At 66.1% G+C, this 14,063-nt stretch carries 14 protein-coding genes; 9 read left to right on the top strand and 5 right to left on the bottom strand.

Translation table 11 applies throughout. The features are described 5' to 3' along the window. Positions 1 to 4: 4 nt before the first annotated feature. Positions 5 to 1,006, bottom strand: a complete 1,002-nt coding sequence (locus IEW02_RS07755; protein WP_188544254.1) for an iron-siderophore ABC transporter substrate-binding protein — start codon at positions 1,004 to 1,006, stop codon at positions 5 to 7. A 139-nt stretch (positions 1,007 to 1,145) separates the two neighbouring features. On the opposite strand from IEW02_RS07755, the gene IEW02_RS07750 reads away from it, so the two are divergent. Both IEW02_RS07750 and fdhD read left to right on the top strand, forming a co-directional pair. After that, positions 1,146 to 3,446, top strand: a complete 2,301-nt coding sequence (locus IEW02_RS07750; RefSeq protein ID WP_188544253.1) for an FdhF/YdeP family oxidoreductase — start codon at positions 1,146 to 1,148, stop codon at positions 3,444 to 3,446. After that, positions 3,446 to 4,306, top strand: coding sequence for a formate dehydrogenase accessory sulfurtransferase FdhD (gene fdhD / locus IEW02_RS07745; RefSeq protein ID WP_188544252.1), 861 nt, complete (start codon positions 3,446 to 3,448; stop codon positions 4,304 to 4,306). Before IEW02_RS07750 ends, fdhD begins: the two co-directional genes overlap by 1 nt. Here fdhD and IEW02_RS07740 read toward each other — a convergent pair. Further along, positions 4,240 to 4,716 carry an anthrone oxygenase family protein gene (locus tag IEW02_RS07740; RefSeq protein WP_188544251.1) on the bottom strand — a complete coding sequence of 159 codons (477 nt, stop codon included), beginning with the start codon at positions 4,714 to 4,716 and terminating at the stop codon, positions 4,240 to 4,242. The two genes, fdhD and IEW02_RS07740, sit on opposite strands and share 67 nt — an antisense overlap. Continuing rightward, complete coding sequence (locus IEW02_RS07735; RefSeq protein WP_188544250.1) at positions 4,713 to 5,594, bottom strand: NmrA family NAD(P)-binding protein; 882 nt, start codon at positions 5,592 to 5,594, stop codon at positions 4,713 to 4,715. Before IEW02_RS07735 ends, IEW02_RS07740 begins: the two co-directional genes overlap by 4 nt. Positions 5,595 to 5,736: 142 nt before the next feature. Between IEW02_RS07735 and IEW02_RS07730 the strand changes: the two genes are divergently transcribed. Continuing rightward, positions 5,737 to 6,681, top strand: coding sequence for an AraC family transcriptional regulator (locus tag IEW02_RS07730; RefSeq protein WP_188544249.1), 945 nt, complete (start codon positions 5,737 to 5,739; stop codon positions 6,679 to 6,681). Between the two features lie 21 nt (positions 6,682 to 6,702). On the opposite strand, the gene IEW02_RS07725 is transcribed toward IEW02_RS07730, so the two are convergent. Both IEW02_RS07725 and IEW02_RS07720 read right to left on the bottom strand, forming a co-directional pair. Continuing rightward, complete coding sequence (locus IEW02_RS07725; RefSeq protein WP_188544248.1) at positions 6,703 to 7,344, bottom strand: CoA transferase subunit B; 642 nt, start codon at positions 7,342 to 7,344, stop codon at positions 6,703 to 6,705. Continuing rightward, entirely contained in the window at positions 7,341 to 8,087 is a 747-nt protein-coding gene (locus IEW02_RS07720; protein ID WP_188545217.1) for a CoA transferase subunit A, read from the bottom strand. Before IEW02_RS07720 ends, IEW02_RS07725 begins: the two co-directional genes overlap by 4 nt. Positions 8,088 to 8,237: 150 nt before the next feature. Between IEW02_RS07720 and pcaH the strand changes: the two genes are divergently transcribed. The 6 genes from pcaH to IEW02_RS07690 are packed head-to-tail and all read left to right on the top strand — an operon-like array spanning position 8,238 to position 14,059. Further along, the gene (gene pcaH, locus IEW02_RS07715) at positions 8,238 to 8,963 is read left to right on the top strand and encodes a protocatechuate 3,4-dioxygenase subunit beta (RefSeq protein WP_188544247.1); all 726 of its coding nucleotides are present in this window, start codon (positions 8,238 to 8,240) and stop codon (positions 8,961 to 8,963) included. Further along, positions 8,956 to 9,588, top strand: coding sequence for a protocatechuate 3,4-dioxygenase subunit alpha (pcaG, locus tag IEW02_RS07710; RefSeq protein ID WP_188544246.1), 633 nt, complete (start codon positions 8,956 to 8,958; stop codon positions 9,586 to 9,588). Before pcaH ends, pcaG begins: the two co-directional genes overlap by 8 nt. Further along, positions 9,585 to 10,913 (top strand): 3-carboxy-cis,cis-muconate cycloisomerase, encoded by a 1,329-nt coding sequence (pcaB, locus tag IEW02_RS07705; protein WP_188544245.1) that lies wholly within the window; start codon positions 9,585 to 9,587, stop codon positions 10,911 to 10,913. The genes pcaG and pcaB overlap by 4 nt, the downstream gene beginning before the upstream one ends. Then, positions 10,910 to 12,046, top strand: coding sequence for a bifunctional 3-oxoadipate enol-lactonase/4-carboxymuconolactone decarboxylase PcaDC (gene pcaDC / locus IEW02_RS07700; protein WP_188544244.1), 1,137 nt, complete (start codon positions 10,910 to 10,912; stop codon positions 12,044 to 12,046). The genes pcaB and pcaDC overlap by 4 nt, the downstream gene beginning before the upstream one ends. Further along, positions 12,043 to 12,855: an IclR family transcriptional regulator domain-containing protein gene (locus IEW02_RS07695; RefSeq protein ID WP_188544243.1), complete on the top strand. Its 813-nt coding sequence runs from the start codon at positions 12,043 to 12,045 to the stop codon at positions 12,853 to 12,855. Before pcaDC ends, IEW02_RS07695 begins: the two co-directional genes overlap by 4 nt. Then, a complete protein-coding gene (locus IEW02_RS07690) occupies positions 12,848 to 14,059 on the top strand; it encodes an acetyl-CoA C-acetyltransferase (RefSeq protein WP_188544242.1) in 1,212 nt (403 codons plus the stop codon). Before IEW02_RS07695 ends, IEW02_RS07690 begins: the two co-directional genes overlap by 8 nt. The last annotated feature ends 4 nt before the right edge of the window (positions 14,060 to 14,063 follow it).

Raw genomic sequence — 14,063 nt, 5'->3', positions numbered from 1 at the left:
TCGGTCACGCCAGAAGCGGTGCGATCCGTCCGGGCACCTGATCCAGGGCGAACGGCAAGCTGAGTACCGTGCTCCAGGCCATCGCCTCGGCGGCTTCGTCTTCCAGGATGATGACCCGGCCGTCCTGCACCACGGGTAATTGCTGGTACACGGGAGTGTTGGCCAGCTCGGCCCGCAACTTGTCCCCGAAACCGCCGCCGGCATACCAGACGAGCAGGTCCACATCGGCCAACGACAGCTGCTCGGTGCTGATCGGGGCGAAGTTCGTCGTCGTGATCTGTTGTGTGACATCGGGATTGACGAAACCGAGGTCGGTGAGGAACCGCACCTTGGGATCCTGGGGACCGTAGACGCCGAATGCACCGGGTCCCTGCAGCGCGCCGACGACCACGGTCTTTCCCGCGAACGACGGGTTGGCAGCCGAGACGGAGGCGAACTTCGCCTCGAGGTCGGACACGAGTTGGGCTGCGTCGTCGCTCTTTCCGACTGCCTGACCGATTGTCGCCGTCTGGTCGCGCCACGGAATGCCGAAGTCGGTGAACTGTGCCGGCTGCGTGATCGTGGGCGCGACCTGAGACAGCTTGTCGTACTGGTCCTGTGTCAGACCGGCGTACGTGCCGACGATGAGGTCCGGTGTTGCCGCCGCGACCTTTTCGACGTCGATATTGGTGGCCGTGTCGCCGATGATGGACGGTGTGGCGTCGCCGAGCGCGGACTGCGCCCACGGCCACACGGCATTCGGGTAGTCGCCGTACCAGTCGAAGACACCGACCGGCTTGATACCGAGCGCGAGCAGCGTGTCCTGGTCGTTGTAACCGACGCTCACAACGCGCTGCGGATCGGCGGGAGCCTGCACATCGCCGAACTTCCCCGAAACGGTGGCGCCGGTCCCGCCGTCGCTCGTCCCGCCGCCCCCACTGCTGCACGCCGCTGCGAAGGCCACCAGCGCACCGGAGGCTCCGATGAGAAAGCTGCGGCGAGATACTGCCGAGGCGTCGAACGACATGCGCGGTCCTTCCGTCGGGTCAAATTCCGAAGGTAAGGCTAGCCTGTTTACAGGCTCCGCACGTCACCGACCTTGTTCCGGACCGCATTCTCATCGGGGCCCGACCAGGAAACTTTTCGTCCTGAGTCACACTGGAGTAATGACGATCGACGCCCCGAAGAACGACATCGACGAGTCGACCCTCGAGGTCACCCCACCCAAGCATTACGCCGCCGGTGTTCCGGCCGTCCTGGTGTCGCTCAAGCGAGGTCTCGAAGAGATGGGCGCAGTCCGAACCGGACGCACCTTGTTCCGGCTCAATCAGCGCAACGGTTTCGACTGCCCCGGTTGCGCATGGCCGGAGACGCCCGGTCACCGCAAGCACGCCGAGTTCTGTGAGAACGGCGCGAAGGCCGTCGCCGAGGAAGCGACCCTGCGCACGATCGGGCCGGAGTTCTTCGCCGAGCATTCGCTCGCCGACCTGTCCGAACGAACGGACTTCTGGCTCGGCCAGCAAGGACGGCTGACGCATCCGATGGTCCTGCGCCCCGGCGACACTCACTACTCGCCCATCTCGTGGGACGACGCCTATCGAGTGATCGTCGATCACCTGAAGGCTCTTCCCACCCCCGACGAGGCAATCTTCTACACCTCGGGCCGCACCAGCAACGAGTCCGCGTTTCTCTATCAGACCCTCATCCGCAGCTACGGCACCAACAACATGCCGGACTGTTCCAACATGTGTCACGAGTCGTCGGGCACCGCGCTGTCCGACACCATCGGCATCGGCAAGGGTTCGGTGTCGGTTCCCGACCTCGAGAAGGCCGACCTCATCCTGATCGCGGGACAGAACCCGGGCACCAATCATCCGCGCATGCTCTCGACGCTGGAGAAGGCAAAGGGTAACGGCGCGAAAGTCATCGCCATCAACCCGTTGCACGAGGCGGGCCTGCAACGCTTCAAGGATCCGCAAAAGGTCAACGGCGTCATCGGCTCCGGCGTCGGCATCGCGGACGAATACCTCCAGATCCGCATCGGCGGCGACCTGGCGCTGTTCCAGGGCATCGGCAAGCTGTTGTTCGAAGCCGAGGACGCCGCTCCCGGAACCGTCGTGGACTCGCTGTTCGTCGAGGAGCACACCGCCGGACTCGAAGACTTCGAGAAGCATGCTCGCGCCGTTGATCTCGACACGGTCGTCGACGCCAGCGGACTGACCCTGTCGCAGATCCGGGCGACGGCCGACGCCATCGCCAAGGCCGACAAGGTGATCATCTGCTGGGCCATGGGCATCACGCAGCAGCGCCACGGCGTCGACACGATCCGAGAGATGACCAACGTCCTGCTGCTTCGCGGAATGATGGGTAAGCCGGGTGCCGGTGTCTGCCCGGTTCGTGGACATTCGAACGTTCAGGGCGACCGGACGATGGGCATCTGGGAGCAGATGCCCGAGTCGTTCCTCGCAGCCATGGACGCCGAGTTCGGCATCGAGAGTCCGCGCAAACACGGGTACGACACCGTCGACGCCATCCGCGCCATGCGTGACGGCAAGGCGAGCGTGTTCATGGCGATGGGCGGGAACTTCGTCCGCGCGACGTCGGACAGCGAGGTCACCGAAAGCGCCTTGCGCTCCTGCGATCTGACGGTTCAGGTGTCGACCAAACTGAACCGCAGCCACGTGATGGCCGGTAAGACGGCTCTGATTCTGCCGACGCTCGGCCGGACGGATCGCGACATGCAGGCGGGCGGTCGGCAGAACGTCTCCGTCGAGGACTCGATGTCGATGGTCCACCTCTCGCGCGGTCGGCTGACCCCGGTCAGCGACGAGCTTCGCAGCGAGGTCGCGATCATCAGCGAGTTGGCGGTGAAGCTCTTGGGCCCGTCGCATCCGGTGCCGTGGAACGAGTTCCACCACGACTACGACCGGATCCGCGAATCGATCTCGCGGGTCGTGCCGGGGTGCGAGAACATGAACGCGCGCGTCCGCCTTCCTGACGGTTTCCAGCTTCCGCACCCGCCCCGCGACTCTCGGGAGTTTCCCACCACCACGGGCAAGGCGAACTTCACGGTGAACGAGCTCGACTGGGAGCGTGTGCCCGCGGGCCGGCTTGTCCTGCAGACCATGCGCAGCCACGATCAGTACAACACCACCATCTACGGCCTCGACGATCGCTACCGCGGAATCAAGAACGGGCGCAAGGTCGTTCTCGTCAGCGCCGCCGACATCGCGGAGCAGGGACTGCGCGACGGCCAGCTGGTGGACATCGTGTCCGAATGGCCTACGGACTCCGGTGTGGAGGAGCGTCGGGTGTCGGAGTTCAGGATCGTCGAATACGACACCCCCAAGGGTAACGCCGCCGCCTACTACCCGGAGACCAATCCGTTGGTTCCTCTCGATCACGTTGCGGCACGCAGCAATACACCGGTGTCCAAGGCCGTCGTCGTACGTCTCGAGCCCCGCTAGTGGGGCGCGCGACAACTCGGCGTCCCGTCGTCCGCCTCCGCGGTGAATTCGAGACGTCGCGTCCCGACACCGTCGTCGTGGAGGAACCGCTCGAGATCCGTGTCGACGGCAAAGCCCTCGCGGTCACCATGCGGACTCCCGGCAACGACATCGATCTGGCCCACGGCTTCCTCCTCACCGAGGGAGTGATCGCAGGGCCCGAGGACATCTCGGTTGCCCGCTACTGCGACGGCGTCGGCGAGGACGGACTGAACACGTACAACGTTCTCGACATCGCCCTCGCTCCTGGGGTCTCGCCGCCGGACGTCGGTATCGAGCGCAACTTCTACACCACGTCGTCGTGTGGAGTGTGCGGCAAGGCGTCGCTCGACGCAGTTCGGTTGCTCACCAAGCACTCTCCGGCCGAGGACACGTCCATCATCACCTCCGAGACCCTCTCGTCCCTGCCTGACACACTGCGCACTCACCAGAAGATCTTCGAGTCGACGGGCGGCCTGCACGCGGCCGCTCTGTTCGACACCGAGGGCGAACTGCTGGTGGTCCGAGAGGACGTGGGCCGGCACAACGCCGTCGACAAGGTGGTCGGGTGGGCAGTCCAGAACAGCCGAATTCCGCTGCACGGCACCGTGTTGATGGTCAGCGGCCGCGCCTCTTTCGAGCTCGCACAGAAGTCGGTGATGGCGGGAATCCCGATTCTTGCGGCCGTGTCGGCGCCGTCGTCACTGGCGCTGGACCTCGCCGACGAATCCGGGTTGACGATCGTCGGATTCTTGCGTGGCGACGGGATGAACATCTACACGAGGGCCGAGCGGGTCACCATCACGCACGCACACGCCACCGCCGACGCTGTCCGGACGTGATTCCACACCGTCCAGCGTGAGGCGTACTCGACCCAGAGTTGCTGCGCAGCAATCGGATCGAGGCCGGCCAACCTGTCGTTGAGCGGGACGTTCACCAGCATCGTCACCCCGAACGTCCCGACCACGAACACCGCGGCCGCCGCCACCATCGCAACGGACCCCCGGCTGCCGGCGAACGGGGACAGGACGATCACACCGAGACAGGCCAGCGCTGTTCCCATGAACGCCGACAGAAACAGCGGGTTCTGAATCGAGCTGTTGATCGACTGCATCGTCGCCGCTGCCGACGAGTCCGGTTGCCGCGACAGAGCCGGCATCACCGAGGTCGAGAAGGCGAACAGAAGTCCGCCGATCACGGCGCTGCCGATCGCCGCGACAACGCTCAGAACCAGCAGGATTCGCTCCGTCACCTCGACTCCAAGAGCGCTGCCGACGCAAAGAAGTCATCGAACGTGGTCGCGGTTCTGACCAGGCCCACACCGCGTGAGACAACCGTGCCGTCGCTGAACGCACGGTGCATCTCCACGAGAAGGTCGGCGGCGTCCGCCGAGAACCCCTCCCCGGCCAGAACGCTCGTCACGGCCTCGTCCGGCACCTGCACGTACCGAAGCCCGTCGACCCCGAGCGCCCGCCCAGCGCGCTCGGCGAGGTCGCGCTGACTGAGGAACTCGGGTCCGATCAGCTCGCGCACCGTGTGGCCGGACCAGTCGTTCGCGAGCACCGCGTGCGCGAGTGCATCACCGACATCCGCGGTTGCGATCATCGGCAATGTGATGTCGGGGTCGATCGAGTCGGCGAAGAACCCCTGCTCCCTCATCATGGGAATCACCTCGACGACGTTGTCGTAGAAATACCCGGGCCGGAGTGCCAGGACGTCCTGATCGAGGGTGTGCAGGTCTCGCTCGAGGTGGTGCAAGGTCGTCAGAAGGCCGGTACCGGAGGGTATTTCGGCCCCGATCGAACTGAGGGCGACGACACGACCGACCGAACTCCGTCCAAGCGCAACGCAGATCGCCCGACTCATTCGGTTCAGATGCTCCCGGACGGAGCGCGTCGCGGGATCGAAGGGCACCATCACCGTCGCGGCGTCCGCACCGTCGAACGCGTCGGTGAGGAACTCGGCGTCGGTGGCGTCACCCAGTCGGACCTCGGCGCCGAGATCGGCCAGGTCGGCGAGTCGGCCAGCCGACCGTCCGACCGCACGGACGTGGGCACCGGACGCGATGAGCGTCCGAGCGGCGCGGCCTCCTGTTCGTCCGCCGGCTCCGAGCACTGTCACGGTGGTCATGGTGGGTCCTTTCGAAGGGGTGATTGCTGTCCAGTCCAGTGTTCCCCCACTCGATCGGACGGAGAATTCCCTACGGTCCAGCTTTCTTGATCGTTCGTCCACAGTTCTGGACGTACGGCAAGAACACGGGGACAGTGAGTCGATGACGATCAGCGACCCGTCCATGTGGCGAGGCACCGACGCCCTGGGCGACGCATTACATGCATTGCGGATGCAGGGGGCGTTCTACATCCGCAGCGAACTGACCGACCCGTGGGGACTGGACATTCCTGCGATGTCGGACTGCATCTGGTTCCACATGCCGGTGGCCGGCGACTGCTGGCTCGAACTCGACGGCCACGATCCGACGCTGCTGCGGACAGGTGACTGTGTGCTGGTACCCCACGGACGGGGGCACAGCCTCGTCGGCGCTCCGGGGCAGCCATCGGTCTCGATGTACGAACCGGAGGCCGAGTGGGTCAGCGACCGCTACATCGTCATCGAACACGGGGGCGGTGGACCGGCGACCACGTTGGTCTGCGGCGCAGTCAAGTTCGAGCACCCGTCCGCACGCGGGCTGCTGGACGTGCTGCCAGAGGTGATGCAGGTGCAGTCCTCAGCCGGGAGATCCAGACTGGGAGCGACGCTCGATCTGTTGACGATGGAGGCAGCCGACCGGCGACCAGGTGGGGAGGCAGTCATCACCCGGCTTGCCGACATCCTGGTGATCCAGATGATCCGTGCGTGGATGGAGGACGACCCGGCCGCGCAAACGGGATGGCTGGGAGCGTTGCGCGACAAGCAGATCGGACGAGCGATCCTCGCAATCCACCGAGAGCCTGAACGCGACTGGACCGTGGAGTCCCTGGCGCGGCACGTCGCGATGTCGCGATCCGCGTTCGCGGCGCGGTTCACGGAGATGGTCGGCGAGCCGGCGGTGTCGTACCTGACGCGGTACAGGATGCAGGTTGCGACAACCGAACTCGCGGAAACCGGTGTGGTGGTCTCGGAACTGGCCGGACGACTGGGCTACCGATCCGAGGCAGCATTCTCCCGTGCGTACAAACGCACTACCGGCGTGTCCCCGGGGAGCATGCGAAAGCGCTGACGTCGCACTGGCGATCGAGGGTCAGCGCAAGGTCGCCCCCGTCGCCTCCCGCACCTCGTCTTCGGAAATTCCGGGCGCCGTCTCGACCAGGACCAGGCCCTCGTCCGTCACGTCGATGACGGCCATGTCGGTGATGATGCGCTGCACGCAACCCATGCCGGTGAGCGGAAGTGTGCACGCGGGCAATATCTTAGGCTCACCCTTGCGTGAGACGTGCTCCATCATCACCAGAACGCGCTTGGCGCCGTGCACGAGGTCCATCGCACCGCCCATGCCCTTGACCATGTGGCCGGGGACCATCCAGTTGGCGAGATCGCCGCGCTCGCTGACCTGCATTCCACCGAGTACCGCGACATCCACCTGACCGCCGCGGATCATGCCGAACGACTGCGACGAGTCGAAGAACGACGCCCCGGGAAGCACCGTGATGGTCTCCTTGCCGGCGTTGATGAGCTCGGGATCGAGCTCGTCCTCGGTCGGGTACGGCCCGACACCGAGAACGCCGTTCTCGGAGTGCAATACGACCGTGATGTCGTTCGGAATGAAGTTCGGAACCAGGGTGGGCATACCGATACCCAGGTTCACGTACTGCCCGTCGCCGAGTTCCTGAGCGACACGCGCCGCCATCTGATCGCGGGTCAATTTGGCTGCCGACGTGGTCATGCTCGCACCGTCCGTTGTTCGATTCCGACCGAGACCGGCCCGACGTGTACCACTCGCTGCACGTGGATGCCGGGAGTGTGTACGTTCTCCGGATCGAGTTCACCCGGTTCGACGAGGTGTTCCACCTGAGCGATGGTGATGCGCCCGGAGGCAGCGGCGGGCGGGTTGAAATTGCGAGAGCTGGCTCGGTACACCAGGTTTCCGAACCGGTCGCCTTTCCAGGCATGTACCAGCGCGTAGTCGGCGACGATGCCCTGCTCGAGCACGTAGGTCACGCCGTCGAACTCACGGGTCTCCTTCGGCGGGCTTGCCAGGGCGATGCCACCGGATCCGTCGTAGCGCAGCGGAAGTCCGCCGTCGGCCACCTGGGTTCCGACGCCGGCAGGCGTGAAGAAGGCCGGAATCCCCGCGCCGCCGGCGCGAAGGCGTTCCGCCAGCGTGCCCTGCGGGGTGAGTTCGACTTCGAGTTCGCCGCCGAGATACTGCCGCGCGAACTCTTTGTTGGCCCCGACGTATGAGGAGATCGTGCGTCGGATACGTCCCTTCTCGAGCAGAATGCCGAGGCCGAAACCGTCTGTGCCGCAGTTGTTGCTGATCGTCTCGAGATCGGTGGCGCCTTGGTGGAGCAGCGCGTCGATCAGAATCTCCGGCACTCCCACCAGTCCGAATCCGCCGACCGCGAGTGACGATCCGTCGGGAATATCGGCCACAGCCTCGGCGGCCGATTCCATCACCTTGTCCATCATGCGGACCACCCTACCGAACGATGTGCGGATTGTGAACACTAATCCGTATGTCGAACATTTCTGACTCAGAACCTTGTCGGAGTCGGCTTCACGACCTACTCTGTTCGCATAGCGTCTATGAGTACACATTGCGAACAGGGACCACGAATGCTGCATCTGCCACCTACGCTCGACACCTACCGCGATCAGCGCGATACCCATGCGCCCCGCGATTTCGCGGACTATCGCACCACCACACTGCGCCACCCGTCTCAGCCGCTGACCCTGCTTCCCCAGCGGCTCACCGAGATCACCGGACCGGTGCTCGGAGACGGTCGGGTACAGAAGGGCGACGCGGACCTCACACTCGCCAACGGCGGTGAGGCGCAGGGACAACGGATCATCGTGCACGGCCGTGTACTCGACAGCGACGGCAAGCCGATCCCCCACACCCTGATCGAGATATGGCAGGCGAACGCCGGCGGTCGGTACCGCCACGCGGGCGACAACTGGCCCGCCCCGCTCGACCCACATTTCAACGGCGTCGGTCGAGTCATGACAGACAACCTCGGCAATTATCGGTTCACCACCATCAGGCCCGGGGCGTACCCGTGGGGCAACCACCACAACGCGTGGCGGCCCGCCCACATTCACTTCTCGCTGTTCGGCCAAGCGTTCACCCAGCGTCTCGTCACCCAGATGTATTTCCCCGACGACCCTATGTTCTTCCAGGACCCCATCTACAACTCGGTGCCCGACGGGGCCCGACAGCGCATGATCAGCGTGTTCGACTACTCCGCCACCGAGGCCAACTGGGCGCTCGGGTTCCGCTTCGACATCGTCCTTCGTGGACGCAATGCCACTCCGTTCGAGAGCGACGACCACGATGACTGACACCTTCGCCCCCCGGTACCCGGTCACTCCCGGCGATTTCACGACGGTCCCGTTCGGACAGACGCCGTCGCAGACCGTCGGCCCGTACCTGCACATCGGACTGCCGTGGACCGACGGAATCGACGTGGTTCCGCCCGGAACGGACGGTGCGATCGACGTGTCCGTCACCCTCGTGGACGGCGCCGGCACCCCCATCGCCGACGGCATGATCGAGACCTGGCAGGCCGACGCCGACGGCCGCTTCGACCACCCGGACGATTCGCGCGGCTCGGTTCCGCTGACGCCGAGCGGATTTCGAGGTTTCGGCCGAGCGATCTGCGACGCGTCCGGAACTGCCGGCGTGCGAACCGTCAAACCCGGCCCCCTTCCGGCCGAGGACGGAGCTGTCGAGGCCCCCCACATCGACGTCGGCGTCTTCGCGCGCGGAATGCTCGAGCGGCTGGTCACCCGCATCTATTTTCCGGACGAAATCGACTCCAATGCAGCTGATCCCGTGCTGAACGGGCTGCGCGAGAAGGACCGCGCGAAGTTGATCGCATCCGAGGTACCGGGCGGCTACCACCTTCGTATCGTCGTGCAGGATACCGACCCCGACGGTGACGAGACGCCGTTCTTCGCGCTGTGACCACTCGAGGACGACTCTTCGATCCGACCTTCGGTGCCGCCGACCTGGCGTACGAGTTGTCCGATCAAGCCTGGATCTCCGCGCTTCTCAGCGTCGAGGCTGCGCTGAGCATCGCTGCTGCCGACGTCGGTCTCGTCGGAGCCTCCGACGCCGACTCCGTAGCCGCCGCGGCCAGCGCACTGTCCCGCGACGGCCGGATCGACGTCGGCGAACTCGGGATCGCGTCGGCGGCCGGTGGAAACCCCGTCATTGCGTTGGTGACACTGCTCCGCAGCGAAGTCGCCCCACGCGGGGTGGCTGCCGCGTCCGTCCATCCCGGCGCGACGAGCCAGGACGTCATGGACACGGCGCTGGTCCTCATGCTGCGCCGGGCCGGCGATGTCATCCTTGGGTACGCGACGTCGTCGGTTCAGGATGCGTTGGATCTGGCTCGCGAACACCGACACACCCCGATGGCAGCGAGAACGCTGGGACAGCAAGCACTCCCGACGACCTTCGGCGCGGTGGCTGCCGGGTGGGCGATGGGCCTGCACCGGGCCACATCGGGCCTGCGGCGGGCTCTGGACGGTTTGACCGTTCAGTTCGGCGGCGCCGCAGGGACATTGGCGGCAGTGCACCCGCGTGGACTGGACATGGCCGACGCGCTGGCCCGTAGTCTCGGCCTCCCGCAGCAGACCGTACCGTGGCACACCGATCGAACCCCCTTCGCCGCCGTCGCTGCGGCACTCGGGGTTCTCGCCGGCGCCGTCGCCAAACCGGCCACCGACGTCGTCCTGATGTCGGCCACCGAGCTGACCGAGGTGGCCGAGCACTCGCCGGGCGGGTCGTCTGCAATGCCACACAAGCAGAACCCGGTGGCCGCCATCACCGCTCGTGCTGCAGCACAGCGCGTTCCGGGTCTTGTGTCCACCGTTCTCGTGTCGATGGCACACGAGCACCAACGTGCTGCCGGGGCATGGCACGCGGAGTGGGAGACCCTCACCGACCTCACCCGCCTTGCCGGCGGTGCCGCAGCCAGACTGGCGGACTGCCTCGGCGGGCTGCGCGTCGACCGAGAGTCGATGGCACGCAATCTCGGCGTCACCCATGGACAGCTGTTGGCCGAACGCGTCACCGCGGCACTGTCTGTACTCACCGACGACGCGCGCACCATCGTCACCGAGGCATGCCGACTCGATGTACCACTGTACGAGAACGACTCGATCACCGAGTTCCTCCCCGCCGACCGCGTACGGCAATTGCTCGATCCCGCAGACTATCTCGGACACGCCTCCGACATCGTCGACCGCACACTCGCCTCCATCACCGGATCGGAGTCCTCATGACCGTCGACCTCTCGTTCGATTTCACCCCTGCGCGGACGGAGGGCTCTGCGCCCACCGTGGTGTTTCTCGGATCACTCGGTTCGAACCGATCCATGTGGGATCCGCAGATCGGCCCGGTGTCACGCGCCGCCGACGTGCTCGCCGTCGACCTCCGCGGACACGGTCGATCACCGGCGCCCGACGGTCCCTACACCGTCGACGATCTCGGATCCGACGTGATCGCACTACTGGATTCACGACAACTCGATCGTGTGCACGTCGTCGGACTGTCGATGGGCGGCGCCGTCGCGCAGTGGCTGGCGATACACCACCCGGGGCGGGTCGACACGCTGACGCTGCTCTGCACCGCAGCCAGGTTCGGGGACTCGTCGGCCTGGACCGACCGGGCCGCAACCGTGCGTGCGAACGGTGTCGAGTCGATCGCGTCGGCTGTGGTCGATCGCTGGTTCAGCTCCGCTCTGGCCACCCGCGATCCGGAACTGGTCGCGCGCAACCGTGCGATGATCGCCGCCACCGACGACGAGGGTTACGCAGCATGCTGTGACGCGTTGTCCCACTGGGACTCCCGCGCCGACCTCGCACGCATCAGTGCGCCCACCGTCGTCATCGCGGGTGACGAGGACCCGTCCACTCCCCCGGACACCGTCGAGGTGATCGCCGACGGTATCGCCGGCGCCGAGTTCCATGTTCTCTCTCCGGCAGCCCATCTTGCGAACATCGAGCAGGCCGGTGCGGTCACCCGGTTGATTCTGGGGCAGATCGGAGGCACCGCGCACGCCCGAGGAATGGCTGTGCGGCGCAGCGTCCTCGGGGACGCGCACGTCGACCGCAGCGTCGCCGGTGCCACCGAGTTCACCGCCCCGTTCCAGGACTTCATCACCCGTACGGCGTGGGGAGACATCTGGAGCCGGCCCGGACTCGATCATCCGACGCGCCGGTTGCTGACGCTCGCGATCCTCACGGCCGTCGGCAACGAGCACGAGCTCGACATGCACATCCGCGCGGCCCTCCGGGCCGGAATGGACCCGTCGCTGCTTCAGGAGGTCTTCCTCCATACTGCCGTCTACGCCGGAGTTCCCAACAGCAACAGGGCCTTTGCGCTGGGCAAGGCCGCACTCGAGGAGACGTCGTGACCGAGCCCGACACGCAGGGTCCGTCCTCGGACTACGTGCAGTCGCTCGCGCGAGGCCTGTCCGTCATCCGTGCGTTCGACGCCACGCATTCACGCCGCACCCTCTCCGATGTGGCCCGCGCCACCGACCTCACGCGTGCGACAGCGCGACGGTTTCTGCTCACCCTCGTCGAGCTCGGGTACGTCCGCACGGACGGGTCGAGTTTCTGGCTCACGCCCCGCGTTCTCGAACTGGGTTACTCGTACCTGTCCAGTCTGTCGCTGCCCGACATCGCCGGGCCGCACCTCGAAGCGTTGGCCGAGAAGGTGCGCGAATCGGCGTCGGTGTCCATCCTCGACGGTGACGACGTGGTGTACGTGGCGCGAGTTCCGGTGAGCCGCATCATGACCGTGTCGATCACCATCGGCACCCGCTTCCCCGCGTACGCGACCTCGATGGGTCGTGTGCTGCTCGCCGGACTGCCGACCGCCGCATTCGAGACGTATCTCGAACGAGTCGCACTGTCGGAGTTGACCTCTCACACGGTGAACACCGTGGACAAGCTTCGATCGGCCGTCGACGAGGTTCGCGCACAGGGGTTCGCCATCGTCGATCAGGAACTCGAGGCGGGTCTTCGATCACTGGCAGCGCCCATTCACGACGCCGCCGGAACCGTGGTGGCGGCAGCGAACATCTCCACCCAGGCGGCCCGATACTCGATCGACGCGATCCACGAGACCCTCGTGCCCGCAATCCTGATCACCACGGCCGCCATCGACACCGATCTCGCCCGTGTCTCGTCCTCGACCCAAGGAAAGTCCTATGCCTGACGCCGTCATCTGTGAACCACTCCGCACTCCCGTCGGCCGCTTCGGCGGTCAGTTCCGCGACATCGCACCCGAGGCACTCGCCGCCGCGGTCATCACCGAATTGGTCTCGCGCACCGGCATATCCGGGTCCGACATCGACGACGTCATCCTCGGGCAGGCGTCCCCCAGCGGCGAAGCTCCCGCGATCGGCAGAATTGCCGCGCTCGACGCAGGACTGGGCGTCGACGTCCCGGGTCAGCAAGTGGACCGACGCTGCGGTTCGGGCCTGCAGGCCGTCATCAACGCGTGCCTTCAGGTGCAGTCGGGAGGAAGCGACCTCGTCCTCGCGGGCGGCGCCGAGTCCATGAGCTCCGCCGAGTTCTACGCAACCGGCATGCGCTGGGGCGTCAAGGGCGAGGCCGTCGCCCTCTCCGACCGCCTCGCTCGAGCCCGAGTGACCGCCGGCGGCAAGAACTTTCCGGTGCCCGGCGGCATGATCGAGACTGCCGAGAACCTTCGCGAGGAATTCTCCATCAGCCGTGCCGACCAGGACGCGCTGGCGGTGTCCTCGCATCAGAAGGCCGTCGCCGCGCAGAAGAACGGCGTGTTCGCCGAGGAAATCGTCGGAATCACCGTTGCGCAGCGCAAGTCGGAGGCCCTGCTGATCGACACCGACGAACACCCACGCGCCGACACCAGCGTCGAGTCGCTGTCGAAGTTGCGCGCCATCCGGGCCAAGATCGACCCCGAGTCGACGGTCACGGCGGGCAACGCGAGCGGTCAGAACGACGGCGCCGCGCTGTGCATCGTCACCACGCCGGAGAAGGCGGCGGCACTCGGACTTCGGCCGCTGGCCCGTCTCGCATCGTGGGCAGTGGCCGGAGTTCCGCCGCGAACCATGGGCATCGGCCCGGTGCCCGCCAGCGAGAAGGCGCTCGGTCGGCTCGGTCTGAGCCTGGCCGACATGGGCGTCATCGAACTGAACGAAGCCTTCGCCGCGCAGACCCTGGCCGTTCTTCGAACCTGGGGCGTCGAGCCGGACGACGAGCGTCTCAATCCCCACGGTTCCGGCATCTCGCTGGGTCACCCGGTCGGTGCGACGGGTGCCCGCATCCTCACCACGCTCCTGCGGGAGATGAATCGCCGCGAGAGCCGCTACGGCCTCGAAACCATGTGCATCGGCGGAGGGCAGGGCTTGGCCGCGGTGTTCGAGCGCATCGCCTGAACTG

The organism is Rhodococcoides trifolii (assembly GCF_014635345.1).
Classification (GTDB): Bacteria; Actinomycetota; Actinomycetes; order Mycobacteriales; family Mycobacteriaceae; genus Rhodococcoides; species Rhodococcoides trifolii.
The sequence above is the reverse complement of the archived record's forward strand: the minus strand, read 5'-3'. Positions and strand labels throughout refer to the sequence as shown.